Raw genomic sequence first — 16,145 nt, forward strand, 5'->3', positions numbered from 1 at the left:
ACAAGAAGACCAATTTGAAAAAATTATCTCTTATCCGAAATTACCAGGAAAAACGTAGCAGCAGGCCCTAATAGTAACGAAAGTAGAAACCAATTCAAGCCACTTCTATTTTTCCCTTGCGCCAGTCCAGCATTGATAAGCGCAAGTGTCCCCCACCCTATGAAATAACTACCGTCGTCCATATGAATCACTCCTTCTATTATCTCTATCTACTTCTACGATGTGATTGGTAGAAGGTTTCATAATTCATCGCACAGTACCTTGCAATGAATAATACCTTGTGCTATATTATTGTTATTGGTACTCCGCATGAACTGGTACTGTCTATTGTTTAATAGTGAAAGGAACGTGGTTTCAATGAATGTGCAATTCAAAAAAGGTGTGCTGAATTTATGTGTACTTGTACTTCTTGACAAGCAGGACCGCTATGGCTACGAGCTTGTGCAAAAGATTTCAGATCAGATTTCTATTTCGGAAGGCTCGGTCTATCCCCTGTTGAGACGGTTGACAAAGGAAGGGTACTTCACAACGTATTTACAAGAATCGACGGAAGGCCCTCCCCGTAAATATTATAAACTGACGGATACAGGACGGGAATATCTTCACAAGCAGTTGGATGAATGGCGAAATTTCACGGATGGTGTGAATACATTAATCGAGGAGGGTGTACAGAATGACTGAAAACCAATTTATCTTTGAGCTTGAAACCGCATTAAAACGACTACCTACTGAAGAACGGAACGATATTATTCAAGATATCAAAGAATATTTCACAGATGGGCGCGTAGATGGAAAGTCGGAAAATGATATCGCCGCTTCTCTCGGATCTCCAGGAAAAATAGCGGATGAACTGCTTGCTTCCTACTCATTTATTGACAATAAAGCGCCGGTGGAATCTATCAATGAAATAATTATGATTCAAGATGATCGGTATACGAATATTGATATTAATGTTCAGCATGGTTCGCTTTTCATCTCACCTTCGAACAATTCCGTAACGACTGTTGAACTTGTAGAAAATAATGAAAAATTACAGCTGACCGCGGAAGTTGTCGGCGATACGTTGGTCGTACGTCTGAAAAGTCTACGCCATTGGTTATTCATGTTCAATTTCAATCTAAAGGCGGTGACACTGAACGTGTTCATTCCAAAGAAACTATATCAATCGATTGCGATGAAAACAGATAATGGACGAATCTGTGCTGAGAAGTTGCTTGGCAAAAAAGTGAGTGTCGGGACGGACAACGGTAGAATCCAACTGAAAGAGATTGCAGCTACGACGTTGAACGCTGAAACTGATAATGGCAGGATAGAATTCGATAAAGTCCAAGCCGATCATATTAAAACGAAGACGGATAATGGACGGATTGAGATGCGCTATGTCGATGCAGAAAGTATTTCGGCTGAGTCCGATAATGGACAGATTATTTTTGAGCATGTAGAAGGTTCGATTGTCGGAGTGACGGATAATGGAAAAATCAGCTTGCAGACGACAAGTTTAGATCGAAATATCGATTTCCAAACGGATAATGGCAGCATATTAATCCAATCAAGTAGTAAGCCATCAAACGTTGCTATTCACGCGAAAACAAATCATGGAAGGATCGATGTGTTCGGTGAGCGAAATTCTCGAACGGTCGTCGGCACTGGAGAAAACACAATCCGGTTGAAGTCGGATAATGGACGGATTACGGTCGGATAATAATAGGAGGAAATAAAATGAAGAAAGATGAATTCCAAAGAGATTTACGTGCTCTTTTAGTAAGAATTCCTAAAGAAGAACAGATTGAAATAATGAAAGACTTAGAGGAGTATTTTGAAAATGGAAAATTAGACGGGAAAACCGAAGAACAAATCACTGCCTCACTTGATTCTCCGAAAAATATGGCAAAGGAGTTACTCGTTTCGTATCGCCTTGAAAAAGCAGAAGCCACTGCGACAACGGGAACTATTTTCCGTGCTGTTTGGGCTATAATCGGATTAGGGTTTTTCAATCTTATTATTGTATTGGGTCCGTTTTTATGTTTAGTTGGGGTTCTCTTAGGAGGATGGACTGCAAGTGTTGGCTTCATCGCCGCTCCCCTACTCGTACTCGCCAATATTGTGATATTCCCAGGGATATTCGAATGGTTTGACATTTTCGCTTCGATTGCATTTTGCGGGATTGGCCTATTCGTGGCGATCGGAATGTTCACTGCCACGAAGGTTTTGATGAATGGTTTTGTACGTTATCTAAAATTCAATACGAAACTTGTAAAAGGTGGTTTAACACATGTTGAACGTTAAAAGGCTCTCGATTATTGCTTTATTCCTCTTACTTGTCGGTGTTATCGGTAGTGTTTTGACCTATAATTTAATACAAAAGCCCGAATTGGTTACGGAAGAAATAGAAATTAAAGAGGATAGCTTCACGAACATTGAGATTTCAACGAATGACGCCCGGATTGAACTTATTCCGATAAATGAACCAAATACTCTTGTCGAAGTTTCAGGACATGATAGTAAAAATAATTTTTCGGCTTCTGTTACAGAATCCACTTTAACAATTGTATACAAGGATTCTAAAAAGAAATTCTTTAGTTTTGATGTTTTTCCAAAATCTCCAACATTGAAAGTGTATGTGCCGAAAAAACTCTATGATACCATACGAGTTCAGTCCGATTATGGATCGTTTTCGGCAAAAGATATTGATGCAAGTGAAGTAAACGTAAAGGCAAACGACGGGGCAATTGAATTGAGAGACATTAACGCAGCTTCAATTATTACTGAATCGGATAATGGGCAAATAAAGGCAGAAAATTTGATTGGGACCACCGTAAAGGTAAAAGTAAATGATGGTCGGACTACTTTAAAAAGTATTACAGCTGATTCAATCTCTATCGTTTCGGATAATGGAAAGATTAGGCTAGAAGAAATTAATGGTAATCTCTCCGCAAAAGCGAATGATGGGAGTATAAAACTGATGACAAAAACGCTTGATTTTCCGATTGAGTTTTCTACCGATAATGGTCACATTGATATTCAAACCGATAACGCGCCTATAAATGCTAGCATTCGTGCACAATCGGACAACGGAAGTATTACTATTTTCGATGAAAAAAAATCACATTCTGTATTTGGCTCAGGAGAACATGAAATCAATTTATCAACAAATGATGGGAAGATCGTTGTTGCAAAACGCTAAGTAGAACTTACACTACTTTTTCCATACTCACGAACCAATAAAGGGGATGCCACGGTATCCTCTTTTAGTTGTTTATTACACGCATCGTTTTGCCCCCTTTCGAATATAATGAAACAGCTTACTTATGGTATAATTTCCATTAGAATGGAGGTATTATATGGTTCATAAAAAGTTGCTGTGCTCATTTATAGTGCTATTGACTATTATCATGACAGCATGTTCATCGACCACATCGATTATTAAAAGCTCGGAATTTGACCAGGTGAAATCCGATTTGATTGAGGGACTGAATGTTGATACGATTTACGGTACGATTGAAGAATTGACAAAAGAACCGCGTGTTGCCGGAACAGAATCGGAACAACAAGCAGCTAAATTTTTGTCGGGGAAATTGGAGTCATACGGTTATAAGGTTGAAACACAGCCATTCGATTTTGAGCGTTATGTTATGCCGGAATCCTTCAGTCTTTCAGTCGATGGATTTGGTGGCCCTCTTTCCCCTAAACCCTTCCAATACTCAGTTTCAGGAGCGGTTACGGGAGATTTGATTGATGCTGGAAAAGGTTTGAAATCCGATTACGATGACATCGATGTAGAAGGGAAAATTGTTCTTGCTCGCGTGAGTGATATTTACTTCTCTGAAATGGTGTTAAATGCAGCTAAAGCAGGTGCTTCTGCTATTCTCATCCTTTTCCCTGAATCCGAGCCGATTGGTAGCTGGTCACTTGGTGAGCATGATAAGGACTTTATCCCCGCGTTTGCCCTATCATTCGATGAAGGTGAAGGGCTTACGGATTTTATGGAGAGTAAAGGTACTGTCAATGCAACCTTTGCGATTGAAGGTGCTGGGGTGGAGAAAGCTAAATCTCAGAATTTAATTATCACAAAACAGCCTGTAGCTAAAACCGAGGCAACAAAGGATATCGTATTAGTTGGCGCACATTATGATTCTGTCGATCAAGCACCTGGGGCAAGCGATAATGCAAGTGGTACAGCCGTTGTACTGGAACTTGCACGGATGTTCAAGGATGTGACAACAGAGAAAGAACTGCGATTTCTTTTCTTCGGTGCTGAAGAAGAAGGATTATACGGCTCGGAACATTATGTGAGTGAAATGACTAAGAATGAAATCAAACGGACCGCAGCTATGTTTAATTTGGATATGGTCGGCAGTGCAGATGCTGGAGAATTGGCGATTCAGACGATTGATGGAATGGATAATACCGTTACAAAAGCCGCGAGTCAAGCCAATATAGAACTTAGCGACGAATCGATTGAGACGGAATTCGGTGATCGTAGCGATCATGTCCCGTTTCATGAAGCGGGTATCGATGCTGCACTCTTCATCTACAATCCGGTGGAGGAATGGTATCATTCGCCTGACGATACCATCGATAAGTTGAGCAAAGACCGTCTACGCGATGTTGCAAAAATCGTAGGGAGTTCAGTTTTGACATTGACTTTTAATAAGTAAATACACATAAAAAAGACGATTCAAAAATTCAGACAGCGAATTTGAATCGTCTTTTTTGATTCTCAATTTTAGCTCCCTTGTAAAAATGCAGGTTTTTTAGTCGCCTCAAATGAAGTTGTGGTTTATTTCATGCTTCTTTTTATAACCCGGTTCATTAGTTAATCTACGCTTCTCATTCTTCTGTTTAAAACTAAGTGACCGGCTAATAAAAATGCCATTCCAATAAATAAATTGAAAATCAATTTATTTGTCATCCCCTCATGAACCGCGTCTAGTAGTTCATACGATATAATTTGATATACAGGAAGTGAATCTCCACTTATAAAAAAGCTAATCGATAAATAAACCTGAATTATTCACCGAATATTTATAACGGGCTGTTAGCCCCTATCCAATAAGCTTTCTGGGTCTTTGCTTGTGCATGAAATAAATGAAAAAAGAATCCGTTTCTGTTAAGGTTAAATTACGCAAAATAACCAACAGGAGGGATTCTTATAATGACCATTTTACCGCAAATCACCCTAGATTTCAACCGACGTATTAAATTATCAAATGACAGCGGCTCTCTTTCCTCGGATACGGGTGTTTTTCTTTTCCGAGAGTTTGATGAAAAGCTTGGATTCACTCAAACATTGGCGGATCATCTTCATTTAAACGACAAACGGTCCCACTTTATTCATTCCAATGAAAAGTTGCTGAGTCAAAAGCTTTATCCCGCATTAACGGGCAGTAAGATCCCTACATCAAGGCTTAAGGGTGCCCGAAGAAGCGTAAGTGGGGGATCAACTGCCCGTAAAAGCCCGAATGGTTCAACTAACAATCAGTGGGGAATAAAACTTCCCAATCCTTATCCTACGGTCAGTTGAGTGATCTGGATCATTCAACCGTTGCACCACCGTTTCATTCATTGGAAACCATGCCTCCGGTGTTGGACCATCAATGACTCGTACCGCCATGAAATGTGCCATGTCGTGAAACAGTTTCATCGGTGCAGGGGAGTCACCTATATATGGTGGACACTCGTCGTTCAGCTCTTTATGAGCATTGAAAATAAGCCAAAGAAAAATCGGATCCCAATTCATAGAGATTACCGCATAACTAAACAAATAAAAATCACGATCCTTCATTTGAATGTCGGTCTATTCTCTCCAATCCTTCTTTTTGCATACGCTTCGCCAAAATACGTGTGAACTCAAAGTACTCCTTATATAATTCACGATGTTCAGTAATTGCTTTTCGAAACCATCTACATGAATAAGAGCTGTTAGCATATTAACCGTATTACGAGCCGCAGCGCCATATGTCCACGTGAAGCCCGTACCATTGTCCACATTTAGACACTCCTACAATTTGCATTTTGAATTATTATAGCAGTGTCTATGTCGCCGCTTACTTTGTTTCTATTAGCTTTTTAATGGCCACTTCATCCAAGCCTGCTATTTTAGTAATAGTAGCAATCGGGATTCCTTCCTTTATCATTCCAAGTACGAACTCCACTTTATTTTTCTTTATTCCTTGTTCTATTCCTTGTTCTAGCCCCTTCTCTATCCCTTCCTTCTCCCCTTTTTCATGGATCCGAGTAAAGATTGCTTCCATTGTTGGAGACCAACCCTCGCTTTCAAATTGAACCATGCCATTTCCCTCCTTTTGCATAATTGTGGTCATTTTATCATACAGTTTTTCTGATAACTTTTCGGGTAAACGTAGTAAATAGTCGATGAAGTAAAATACAGCTTTAATCTCTGGCCAGGAATAGTGTTTACTTTTAATAACTTCCCCCATCAGTTTCATTTTAAACGTATACCGTTTGTCCACGTCTTCTCGCGTATCGTGCATATATTTTATGGCGAGAATCATTTTGCTGAACAATTTATCCGACTGCTCTAACTTTTCATAGGAATGGTCGACAATCTTATACGTATTATACGCGTAATTCAGCTTTGTGCCAAAATAAGTGTAGCGGAATTCGGTGGGGAATTCACTTTTATGAGGTGAGGTCATGATGGCTAGTGCAATGATTTCTTTATCATATTTATCAAAAATGCGGTAGAAGTATTGAAACATTCGTTTTGCGAAGTCGGGTTCATTGTCACTTTGAACTTCTACATGAACTAACACCCATTTTTCCTCGCCATCCTTTAGATGGACTTTGACAAGTTGGTCGGTTATTTTCCGCCCTTTCTTGTCTTTTATGATTTGCTGAAATAGCTCTTGCTGCAAAAACTCGGCTTTTTCCGAAAAATCGACTTGTGCGTGTAAATCTGGGGCAAAATACAATAAAAAGTCTTCAAATAATTCGCCAATCACTTTCTTCCACAGACCATCCTGATCGACATTTCCCACTTCATAATCCGTTGAGTTTTCCCATACTAATGCCGTCACCATCCCCTCCAGCACCTCCATTATTCGACTTGCATCTACCATACAACAGAAGGAATAATGTGTAAATTGTACAGAAAGACCAACAACTCCATTTTGAGATACCGAAATATGGTCATATTTCAATTATGGGGTAAAAAGTGTGAAGTTTTGGGATCATAAAGGTGGCATAATTAAATTTTGATGAATTTGAAAAGGATTGAACTGCTTCCCTACTCACTCCACACTTAATTTTAATTTTCCGGTGCCTGTCACTAATACTTTCAAGTTTGTTTTATTTATCATGATTGTTTGAACTTTCACGTTTGAACGAGTGACTGTCACCCGAACTCACCCGAACTTACGGTTGGGGTGTTTTTTGGGGGAGTATATGTAATTGTCTATTCATATAGGCCGGTACATAATCACCTTTAGGCGGCCATCGATACCTTCAAAAAAATGATGTTCCTTTTCAATCCTGCATTCAATATCGCGACAAACGAAATAGACGAACAACATTGCCATCAGAAGTGCAATTCTTTTCCTCTATATGTGTTTACCTATCTAGATTTCATCATCCCTAAATAAACCGACCAGGTTAGCGCCTGCTCATACCAGTTCTCCGCAACTGGACAAAGCCCTTTCTCATAGCCCAAATCCCGCTGCCAATACACAGGAATATAGTGAACATGCACACCGATAGTAAGCGCGCGCATCTCTTCAAAAATCTTCCTTACGCGACTTCGACAACACTTCAGCATCCAGTTGGATTACATACAAATACCAGCCCGATTCTGTCTCTTCTAGCTGTTCAGGTAAAATGATACCCGAAATCGCTATCAATTTCTCACTATATAAAGCAGCAATTTCTCGACGACGCTCAATAAATCCATCAACCTTGCGCATTTGGGACAAACCTAGCGCAGCCTGTCACTAGTACTTTCACGTTTGTTTTATTTATCATGATTGTTTAAACTTTCACGTTTGAATGAGTGACTGTCACCCAAACAAGTATGTACACCCAGAATTACTAAATAGGTAATTGAAAAAGAAATGATGACCAATAATGCATACATTTAAATAAACATACGAAAAAAGCCAGAGTTTTGCGTTCAATTCTGGCTTTCATTCTATCAAAAAAGGTACCAGCGTATAATGTAATTCTGAGTTGTTTCAGTATCTGATACCTTACACTACTAATTTGATTTTAGTCTCCAGTGTTTTTTATACCCTCCCCCAAAATCTTCTGTCCAGTTTTTGTGTTCATTCGTCGGTTTCTCTTGCTTACTTTGGAGATACTGATTTAAATGAATATGCTCGAAGTAGTTCTTCCCGCCCATTTTAGTAATGAAAGCATCGATATACTCTCCTAGTTCTGATTCTTCTTCTGTGTCGGCTATTAGTGATTCAAAATCATTTCCTTCAATATCCAATTTGAGTTGAAGTGACTCAAATTTCACTTTCCCGTATCCATAAGGCTTAGCCCCGCCAATCAACTCATATCCTTGCTCCAAATGTTGAGTATGCTTGCGCAATTCTTCCTTGTATTGCTGAGATTGAAATAGCAGTCCCGAATTCAAACCGAGCAACAGTAAACCTACTTCCTCTTGCTTAAGATTAGTAAAGTAAATTGTTCCTTTCAAGGAGACCCCCTCTGGTTTAATAATTGTCCGCTCAGAAATCATTTCTTTATTAGTAATACTTCCCCTTTTAAGGATGGTTTCCTTTAGTACATGATAGTATTTATAACCATTAAGTTTAGGTGGCGTTTTGGCCTTGTGTTTTTCCTCCTTCTTCTCATAACTTTGCAGTTCTTTCTTATCATTTTGTTGTAAATACATTGCACTTGCTGAGGCAAATGGAGAAGGTAAGAGAAATTGCTTAGTTAAGACTTTAGGATTTCCTACTACGTCAACTGGACTGAAGCGCAGTCTCGATTTATAAGAACTCGATTTTTTATCGTTGTCCTTTTCTTCTTTGACATAGCCGAATAAGGCACTGGCATAGTCCACATTTTTTATTTCCTTTGTTCCCAACAATTCTGTAAGCTGATAACCATAAGGTACTTTAAAGTAGGGCGTACGGCCAATTTGAAGTACCTTCTTTTCCCCTGAATCACCATCATCCTTGAAAAAGACAATAGGCCATTTTGCCAGATTACCCGTTTTCGATTCTTTTGTGTACAACTTATCGTAGCCACCAAACAAGTCATAAAAACTTTTACCACCAAAAATTTGCATTTTTTTATACATCATATTGTAACTTTCAATTACCGATTGTGGAACCAGACACTCCTCTTCTGATGCATCCGGTTCCTTGACAATATAATGACTTCGCTTAGAAGTAGCATTAGTTGAATTGAACAGGCAAGCTTTTTCAGTACACTCGACTGTGGCCGAAGATACAAGATTAACAACACTTCCCCCATGTGTTGATTTTAAAAAAACTGCCTGTTGGTAGGGTTTGAAATCCTCTACTTTTCTTCCGCTCCTATATTTGGCTTCAATTTCTGCCTTCAGTCTCCACCTTCTTGCATAGCTTTTACATAAGCGGATTATGTCCGTATTTTCTGATTCTTCACTTTGAAATTCTTTCATCAGTCGGTTTTGAAGATCTTCTTCCAACAAGTTAAGCTGATCTTCGTTTTCGGATTCCCATTCTTCTCCTAAAAAACTAAACTTTCTCATAAATATGCGATCAAGATTCTTCTGTTTTTTCTTCAATTGTTCCTTTAATTTCCTTCGAAGCGATTTTATCGTTCCATTTAATTCTTTAATTTCCTTTTGATTTTCAAGAAGCTGATCCCCGTCCACCCCTCCTGGTTCGAATAAATAGGAAATATCATCGCTTTTCAAGTTCATGTTCAAAAGTTGATGTTCTTTTATCGAAGCGAAGTACTTATCTCCAATCTTTTTTGCTGGCACAACATAAAACGCATTGCCCCTTTTTTGAAGATAACCTGCTTTAATTGATTTTTCTATATCACTTTTTACTTTGTCCCCCTCCAACACTTTTCCTCTATAAATTTTACTAGCAATATTTCGATAAAGCATTTCAGAACGATCGATAAATTTTGGGTAGCTCGCACTCAATAGTTCAATATTGGAGCGAATCTTCCCGCGAATTGAGCTCCCGCTTAAAAAGGTGCCGCCACCGTCTTTTTCTCTCATTTCCAAAGCTAATTCGGAATAAGGACGGATTGTATACGTGATACACCCACTTAAGTCCGTTCTATCGTTATGTTTAGGTACAGCTTTATCCGTATTAGGTGCAGCATCTTCCCTATAAGGGTAGAGGTAATCTTCCGTTTTTCCCGTACCTGCAAAAGGGACAAAATCATAAGGAAGCGTTACGTATTCTATATCCTGATTCTTCTTATTCAATAAACCCCATCACCTTTCAAGACTTGATAAGACAGTTTGCTTGACATAAGCCATGCAATCTTCATCATAGTCAATATATTCCTTAACTATTAGCTTTTTGTACCCATTAAACTTGTTTTGCTCTATGCTATAGGTTCGTGTCATCACTTGTTCATCTGGTACATCAAGTGGTTCCAAAGGCTCGTAAGCAACCAAACTATGATTTACTCGAGTCGCATAGACTTCGATTTCACCATTAAACAAATGCATTTCCAACACAGTATCATTATCCAACGCCTTCAATAATTCAGTATAGGACGGTTCACCTTTGCGACCGATTAGAACACAACCATACAAATGTGCAATAAAAAAGGGCTCATTAATCCCGACATCTGCCAAGTCAAATGGCTGTAGCTTCTTCATGTAAGAACCCACCTTTCAAACGTCTCAAAGTATCTTTTTAGACTCTGTGTACTCTCTTCGGATAAAACTCCTTGATTCGTGAATTCAGACTTCCATCCACTTCCCGTTACTACTGTTTCAACCGCTTCAAATTGTCCCAATCCGATTACCGTGCGTCCTCCCAACGGCACTTTTCCTGCTCCAATTCTCCGCAACACATAAATCAGAGGGAAAAGATAAGGGCTTTCTTCGAATGACTCACCATTTCCCAACAACCTGAATCGAATTTCCGCATCGCCTTGAACCTCATTCTGATGTTTGAGCGCAGAGCTAAATGCTCCTCCTGTCAATCGGTCAATTTTTATATAAACAGGTACGTAAGTTGACTCATCCTTTGCGTTACTTCCCTGCACCTTTTTAGTAGTTTGTGCGTTTTGAATAGATATATCAGAGAAAACAAGTTTCCCTTGCCGGTCAGTGTCTCCAAATAGTTCACTACACTTTTCTTTGGCTTTTGTCTCGCAATCGGTCATTTTTCTAAAAAGCAGCATGATCTCGCTTCTTAAAAGACCTTTCAAGCTAGTTGCAGGAATGAAATAAACTTCGCCGCATTTCTGTAGTCCAGTCACTCGGACCTTATCATTCATTAAGCTATTGTCTTTAAAAGATTGGTAGACCCCATAAGGAAAACTTCCTTTCAATGAAAAAACGACGCCTAAATTTTCTATAACCTTATCTTCATCTAAAAATCCAAGATCGACTTTCTCCCGCTTTCTATTCTTCCGGCAGAATATGTATTCATCTACTGCATCCAAACTATCAAAGTCGAATGCAATACGTTCCATGGAAACTAAGCTGAATTTACCGAAACCATTACTTTTCTCACCACCGAATCGAAGTTCTCCTTGAATTATCCCCCTGGTCCATTTTTCAATGAGCTGTTTCAGTCCTCGTTCTGTCGGCACTTGTTCTTCAGACTCATCCCCCTCCACATCACATTCAATATGAAATGTAATTTCTGTCCCCCGCGGTAAATAGTCAAACGTATACTTTTGGTTATGCTGGGCTGCACCTGTAGTCGGATCTATTGCGGTACCTTCCTTTGTCAAGAATTTCGGTGGATGTACGAACTCCCCGTCACTAATATAAATGGAACTTTCCTTAAACTCCTCTTTTACAGTTACAGTGTTATCCGCGTCTTGAATGGACGTTTTAATGCCCCCCATATACCGAAGCAGGCACTCCTGCGTCTCCCCTGTTCGAATCAAATACTCTCGTAAGGCGCCTCCGATGGAATTTCCTGATACAACAAGTGCTCGCGGATCATCACTTCGTTTTAAACTAGTACTTTCCTTATCGCTAGTACCAAAGTAAACAGGAGACTCCGCCTTAATGTTAAAATAATAAATTAGCTTTTTATTCATCTTTCTCCCTCCAGTGGTAAATAGTGAGTCCGGCTTCCAGTAAATCTGCAATGAATTGTTGGTTTCGATTCGCAGACTCGGTATAATAAAGTTTCCCCTTCTTGCTGTTCAGCTTAGTCTCCGCAAATTTGATTAACCCGGCATATTCCTCTGTCGTTTCTTTAATAGACAAGTATGCAAGAATCTCTTTAAAATTAAAGCCCGCAATTGAGAAGTTCTTATTGTTCATCTCATACTTCCGTTCAATATTTTCCACTTTTTTTGAATCCTCTTGCCCTTTCATCCCAATTTCTTGTTTTTTCCCCACTAGTTTCTCCAACATTTTCATGCAGTGATGTCGTTTAAGATTGGCTATAACAATTGAAGGTTCAGTCGAATTAGAAGAAAGATCATAAATCATATTCAGCCAGCGCCCTCGTGTGGCTTGCAAGCCCTGCCGAATAATTTCGTGAACCTCTGCTGCACTGCCTGATAGTGAATCTTCCTTCTGTTCGCTAGGTTTTAATTGATTCGTAAACAATACACTTTGTTTTTCCTGAATCTCTGCTTTTACTTGTAATTCAGTCGGATAAGGTATATTGACACCAATCCAGCCATAACCATCCTGTGTGCGAAACCCTGCTAATTTACTTTCTAAAGCATTTACTATCCGTGGCCATTCTGCCTTGTCCAACGCTGGTTCAAACTTATATGTGAAGATTGAACCGGCCTTTAACGTAGTCTCCTTTGGATAGCGGGCCTGCCATTTGGCATTGTAGCCCTCACTTAATCCAAATCCCACCAGTTGTTCGTTCAATTCAACTCGTTGTTCACAAACCTCTTCGATTATACTCACCGGCATGAAGTTCATTGGTTGTCCTTTTTCATTGCGAAATAAACAATCCGACAAACATGTAATGGTCAATTCCTTCGCATGAAAAACAGGTTCGAATGGCAGGCCAAGGAGTTGCTTTGCACGCTCATAACTTGTTGGTCCATCAGAGACTACCTTTAAGTTACACCTTCCGTAGCCCGATCCCTTGGAACCACCTACATACCATACATCCGGTTTTCTTAAACATGCTTCAATTTCTTCAGCCATCGATTCTTCCAAGGCAATCATCGCCCTAAATGTTTGGCCGGGAGAGATTGCTTGATAACTGAATAAGTTTTCCTCTTTCAGTCTTGTTGTATGATGCTGCCTGTAAGTTTTGGGAATCTCTATACCACTCAAGTAGTCCTCATGAAACGCTACATACTGATACTCTAGGGGATTTTTGTCCGTTCTATCTTTTAACAAATTTGAGAGTTCTATTTTTTTTGACTCTATCGACGAAGTTTCTTGTTCCATCATCTTAGCTTTTCTCCATTGATGCTTATTTACCCGCAAATGTTGCGGAGTCGGCACAAATAATTTACCGTTCTGATAAGGATAGGCGTTGTAACATTCCATCTTCTGTAGAATTTCAGTTGCTGTCGTATCATTGAACACCCCATGCCGAATTAAATTAGCAATAACTGCACCTCTTAAAGTAGACCCCGGAATATAATCCTTCGAAGGCTCCGTCTGATTGCTTTTACTTCCCCCCGCCCCAATTTTAAGCGGTTCTATATTTTCAACTTCAATGACGCAATAACGTCTCATGCCGTTCACCTCTCTGTCTCGAAACTTTTTTCCCTTCTTGTAAAAGACGCGCCTCAATCTTGCCTCTCCCCCGATGAACACCCGCACCAATCCGAGTCATCGAGCCAAGGATTCGCAGCAAATCCTCTATATAATTAATGGGGTTCAAATCATCTTTAGGATTAATGGAATCTGTTACAAAAGTAATAGTCGAATAAAAAATGAGGCCTTTCTTTACCGCCTGATAGGTTGTAAACATTTGATCCTTGGTAACACCGTCTTCAAGTTGAATTGCTGTTCGTAGTTCTGTTTGTGCTTCAATTAAATCATGAGAGGACAAGTGACTATATCCTGCATCCCTGTCTTTCGAAAGTAATTCAATATAATACCTTCTTACCGATTCCGGTAATTCCAGATTGCTAAGTCGCATAATTCCCTGCGTAGGAAAATCATGCTTTTTGAATTTAGGCGCGTAGTGTTTCATTTCCAATTTGTTGATTCCGAACAAAACTGCAAGTGATTGAAGAAAGGTAGCCGCATGTTGCGGATCTAGGTGTTCATATTGCTTATACAGCCAGAAAGCCTGTTTTTTCAATTGACCTTTAAGTGATTTCGCATGAAAATAGACAAACCCGTATTGATCGGTGAGCACCTTTGACTGAGCGAGATTTCGTTCTTTCTCCCCACTAGCAAAGATTGCTTCACTCAATAGCTGAATTTCAATTTGATAAGTCTGATTTAATGTCATTTTAAAGCTCCTTCTGTTTGAGAGATAAAGGGTAATGCTTCAAGTACATCATTTAGTACGTAAATTTTATTTTCCCCAATAATGACTGCCCCATTTTCCACCTTGCATTGCTGTGCGTACTCTTTCTCGACAAAGCAAGCTAAACATTTGACATCATCAATTTGTTTCATATCAAAAAACAACTTATATTCAGTCCAACCGTTATAGATTACTTTCTTGAGTTGCTCCAATGTAGAGTTACTAACCTTTAATTGTATGTCTTTAGATAATTCAATGAATGAATCATAGCTAAAAACACCCTCCTTTACGGAAACGTCCTGGTCAATCCGCAACGGTTTTATATGAAAAGTTTCCTGATAATTATTATGTTTAACATTATCTTCATACTGGATTTCTCTCATTACCTGTCCTTGTACGATGCTCCAATCAATAAAGGATGCTGTTGTCGTTTCATCTGTACTTTTACTACCCTTATAAAGAAACCTTTTCGCTTGTCCACATAACGCTTCCGCTTCTTTGACAGCATCAAAAAATGGATACGTCACTCTTACAATTGCCACACCCGCACAGGCACTTAAATAAGGTTCATTCCCTAGTTCGTTTTGAATCTCGCTTCGCCGATCCTCTTCCATCGATATATTCTGGATGTTTTTCACGATTTGAGCTGCAATTGAAATTGCATGCTCCGCTTCAACAATAAGACATATGTCATCTCCTGAAAGAACAACTGGCGTTACAAGCAAATCTATATTTTTTATACCCACACAATCCTTCGCCTGAGCAATTAAAGCATCGGCTACTGCATCCAAATATATTTCCTCGATTGTTTCACTAAAGACCCCTAACTCCTTAAAGCTAGAAATCCGTTTTACCATCTCACCCATTTTGTTGCCGTCAATAGAGATGACACCTATGTAACTCTTCCCGCCCATTCTTTTCTTGTAATCCTGTAATTCATTCGTGATCTTGATTGAATGCCCTTCCACCTTTTCTTCCAAACGATTAGATAGAAAATTCCGTCCCCAATTATACTTGGTATACTCCTCCTTCCTTTTTGCGTTCCTCTCTTCGTCATTTAATTGTTTTTCATATGTCTCTGCTTTCCCAATGGCATTAATTTTTTCTATACCATATGTCCAACGTTTGAATCTAGCCCTTCGTTTATCTTTTAACCTATCTGCCTTGTCATCTAACTTTCCACGAATCTCTTTTTCCGTCAATCCTGTTCCATCGACCATACTTATGTATAGTTCCATATCGGGATATGCCTTGAGTATCTCCAGAGAATAACTCTTGACAAACCTAGAAGCCAAATTCAAATGAGCAAATTTGAGAATACTATTTCCACCACCGGAATAAACAAATTCAAATTTCTCACTATATCGCTTCTTCAAATGTGCTGATAAAGTGACAGTCAATGGTCCCTTGTTGTCTTTCATTTCTTCTGTTACGGCTTTAATAATGGAAGAGTTATACAAATTATCCTTCAGTCCATTATGTTTATAAATAAACTCCTGTTTTTGCGATACATCAATAAATACATATGCCCCCATTAGATCTATCAATCCTTTCTACTTAATCGATTTTCTT

16 protein-coding genes and 1 pseudogene are annotated in these 16,145 nt (G+C 39.2%); 6 read left to right on the forward strand and 11 right to left on the reverse strand.

The genetic code is table 11. The annotated features are described in order from the left end of the window. Window positions 1-23 precede the first annotated feature (23 nt). A complete protein-coding gene (locus tag H4683_RS12190) occupies window positions 24-182 on the reverse strand; it encodes a hypothetical protein (RefSeq protein ID WP_192599118.1) in 159 nt (52 codons plus the stop codon). Window positions 183-357: 175 nt separating this feature from the next. Between H4683_RS12190 and H4683_RS12195 the strand changes: the two genes are divergently transcribed. The 6 genes and pseudogenes from H4683_RS12195 to H4683_RS22400 all read left to right on the forward strand — a co-directional run. Continuing rightward, complete coding sequence (locus H4683_RS12195) at window positions 358-681, forward strand: PadR family transcriptional regulator (protein ID WP_192599119.1); 324 nt, start codon at window positions 358-360, stop codon at window positions 679-681. Then, window positions 674-1,702, forward strand: a complete 1,029-nt coding sequence (locus H4683_RS12200; RefSeq protein WP_192599120.1) for a DUF4097 family beta strand repeat-containing protein — start codon at window positions 674-676, stop codon at window positions 1,700-1,702. The genes H4683_RS12195 and H4683_RS12200 overlap by 8 nt, the downstream gene beginning before the upstream one ends. Window positions 1,703-1,719: 17 nt before the next feature. Beyond that, window positions 1,720-2,286: an HAAS signaling domain-containing protein gene (locus H4683_RS12205; protein ID WP_192599121.1), complete on the forward strand. Its 567-nt coding sequence runs from the start codon at window positions 1,720-1,722 to the stop codon at window positions 2,284-2,286. After that, complete coding sequence (locus H4683_RS12210) at window positions 2,273-3,184, forward strand: DUF4097 family beta strand repeat-containing protein (RefSeq protein WP_192599122.1); 912 nt, start codon at window positions 2,273-2,275, stop codon at window positions 3,182-3,184. Before H4683_RS12205 ends, H4683_RS12210 begins: the two co-directional genes overlap by 14 nt. Window positions 3,185-3,341: 157 nt before the next feature. Further along, a complete protein-coding gene (locus H4683_RS12215) occupies window positions 3,342-4,658 on the forward strand; it encodes a M28 family metallopeptidase (protein ID WP_192599123.1) in 1,317 nt (438 codons plus the stop codon). A gap of 497 nt (window positions 4,659-5,155) precedes the next feature. Beyond that, window positions 5,156-5,386, forward strand: a pseudogene (locus H4683_RS22400) (transposase); the annotation flags it as partial. Window positions 5,387-5,797: 411 nt separating this feature from the next. Here the strand turns inward: H4683_RS22400 and H4683_RS12225 are convergent. From H4683_RS12225 to H4683_RS12265, 10 genes are all read right to left on the reverse strand, one after another. Then, window positions 5,798-5,989, reverse strand: coding sequence for a hypothetical protein (locus tag H4683_RS12225; RefSeq protein WP_192599124.1), 192 nt, complete (start codon window positions 5,987-5,989; stop codon window positions 5,798-5,800). A gap of 58 nt (window positions 5,990-6,047) precedes the next feature. Further along, window positions 6,048-7,040, reverse strand: coding sequence for an Rpn family recombination-promoting nuclease/putative transposase (locus H4683_RS12230; RefSeq protein ID WP_192599125.1), 993 nt, complete (start codon window positions 7,038-7,040; stop codon window positions 6,048-6,050). Between the two features lie 536 nt (window positions 7,041-7,576). Beyond that, window positions 7,577-7,732 (reverse strand): hypothetical protein, encoded by a 156-nt coding sequence (locus tag H4683_RS21410; protein WP_225942071.1) that lies wholly within the window; start codon window positions 7,730-7,732, stop codon window positions 7,577-7,579. Window positions 7,733-7,736: 4 nt separating this feature from the next. After that, window positions 7,737-7,922, reverse strand: a complete 186-nt coding sequence (locus tag H4683_RS21415) for a DegT/DnrJ/EryC1/StrS family aminotransferase (RefSeq protein ID WP_239027719.1) — start codon at window positions 7,920-7,922, stop codon at window positions 7,737-7,739. 290 nt (window positions 7,923-8,212) lie between these two features. Then, window positions 8,213-10,399, reverse strand: a complete 2,187-nt coding sequence (locus H4683_RS12240; RefSeq protein WP_192599126.1) for a hypothetical protein — start codon at window positions 10,397-10,399, stop codon at window positions 8,213-8,215. A 9-nt stretch (window positions 10,400-10,408) separates the two neighbouring features. Continuing rightward, complete coding sequence (locus H4683_RS12245; RefSeq protein ID WP_192599127.1) at window positions 10,409-10,801, reverse strand: hypothetical protein; 393 nt, start codon at window positions 10,799-10,801, stop codon at window positions 10,409-10,411. Beyond that, a complete protein-coding gene (locus H4683_RS12250) occupies window positions 10,798-12,204 on the reverse strand; it encodes an RAMP superfamily CRISPR-associated protein (RefSeq protein WP_192599128.1) in 1,407 nt (468 codons plus the stop codon). The genes H4683_RS12245 and H4683_RS12250 overlap by 4 nt, the downstream gene beginning before the upstream one ends. Next, entirely contained in the window at window positions 12,197-13,828 is a 1,632-nt protein-coding gene (locus tag H4683_RS12255; RefSeq protein WP_192599129.1) for an RAMP superfamily CRISPR-associated protein, read from the reverse strand. The genes H4683_RS12250 and H4683_RS12255 overlap by 8 nt, the downstream gene beginning before the upstream one ends. After that, the gene (locus tag H4683_RS12260; RefSeq protein WP_192599130.1) at window positions 13,806-14,555 is read right to left on the reverse strand and encodes an RAMP superfamily CRISPR-associated protein; all 750 of its coding nucleotides are present in this window, start codon (window positions 14,553-14,555) and stop codon (window positions 13,806-13,808) included. The genes H4683_RS12255 and H4683_RS12260 overlap by 23 nt, the downstream gene beginning before the upstream one ends. Then, the gene (locus H4683_RS12265; protein WP_192599131.1) at window positions 14,552-16,108 is read right to left on the reverse strand and encodes a Cas10/Cmr2 second palm domain-containing protein; all 1,557 of its coding nucleotides are present in this window, start codon (window positions 16,106-16,108) and stop codon (window positions 14,552-14,554) included. Before H4683_RS12265 ends, H4683_RS12260 begins: the two co-directional genes overlap by 4 nt. Window positions 16,109-16,145: the final 37 nt, after the last annotated feature.

The sequence above is a fragment of the Sporosarcina limicola genome (genome assembly GCF_014873855.1).
Classification (GTDB): domain Bacteria; phylum Bacillota; class Bacilli; order Bacillales_A; family Planococcaceae; genus Sporosarcina; species Sporosarcina limicola.

What these genes read in the sequence shown, in the direction of transcription:
- H4683_RS12190 (WP_192599118.1), bottom strand. Translation starts at nt 182, where the DNA reads ATGGACGACGGTAGTTATTTCATAGGGTGGGGGACACTTGCGCTTATC.
- H4683_RS12195 (WP_192599119.1), top strand. Translation starts at nt 358, where the DNA reads ATGAATGTGCAATTCAAAAAAGGTGTGCTGAATTTATGTGTACTTGTA.
- H4683_RS12200 (WP_192599120.1), top strand. Translation starts at nt 674, where the DNA reads ATGACTGAAAACCAATTTATCTTTGAGCTTGAAACCGCATTAAAACGA.
- H4683_RS12205 (WP_192599121.1), top strand. Translation starts at nt 1,720, where the DNA reads ATGAAGAAAGATGAATTCCAAAGAGATTTACGTGCTCTTTTAGTAAGA.
- H4683_RS12210 (WP_192599122.1), top strand. Translation starts at nt 2,273, where the DNA reads ATGTTGAACGTTAAAAGGCTCTCGATTATTGCTTTATTCCTCTTACTT.
- H4683_RS12215 (WP_192599123.1), top strand. Translation starts at nt 3,342, where the DNA reads ATGGTTCATAAAAAGTTGCTGTGCTCATTTATAGTGCTATTGACTATT.
- H4683_RS21410 (WP_225942071.1), bottom strand. Translation starts at nt 7,732, where the DNA reads ATGCGCGCGCTTACTATCGGTGTGCATGTTCACTATATTCCTGTGTAT.
- H4683_RS21415 (WP_239027719.1), bottom strand. Translation starts at nt 7,922, where the DNA reads ATGCGCAAGGTTGATGGATTTATTGAGCGTCGTCGAGAAATTGCTGCT.
- H4683_RS12245 (WP_192599127.1), bottom strand. Translation starts at nt 10,801, where the DNA reads ATGAAGAAGCTACAGCCATTTGACTTGGCAGATGTCGGGATTAATGAG.
- H4683_RS12250 (WP_192599128.1), bottom strand. Translation starts at nt 12,204, where the DNA reads ATGAATAAAAAGCTAATTTATTATTTTAACATTAAGGCGGAGTCTCCT.
- H4683_RS12255 (WP_192599129.1), bottom strand. Translation starts at nt 13,828, where the DNA reads ATGAGACGTTATTGCGTCATTGAAGTTGAAAATATAGAACCGCTTAAA.
- H4683_RS12260 (WP_192599130.1), bottom strand. Translation starts at nt 14,555, where the DNA reads ATGACATTAAATCAGACTTATCAAATTGAAATTCAGCTATTGAGTGAA.
- H4683_RS12265 (WP_192599131.1), bottom strand. Translation starts at nt 16,108, where the DNA reads ATGGGGGCATATGTATTTATTGATGTATCGCAAAAACAGGAGTTTATT.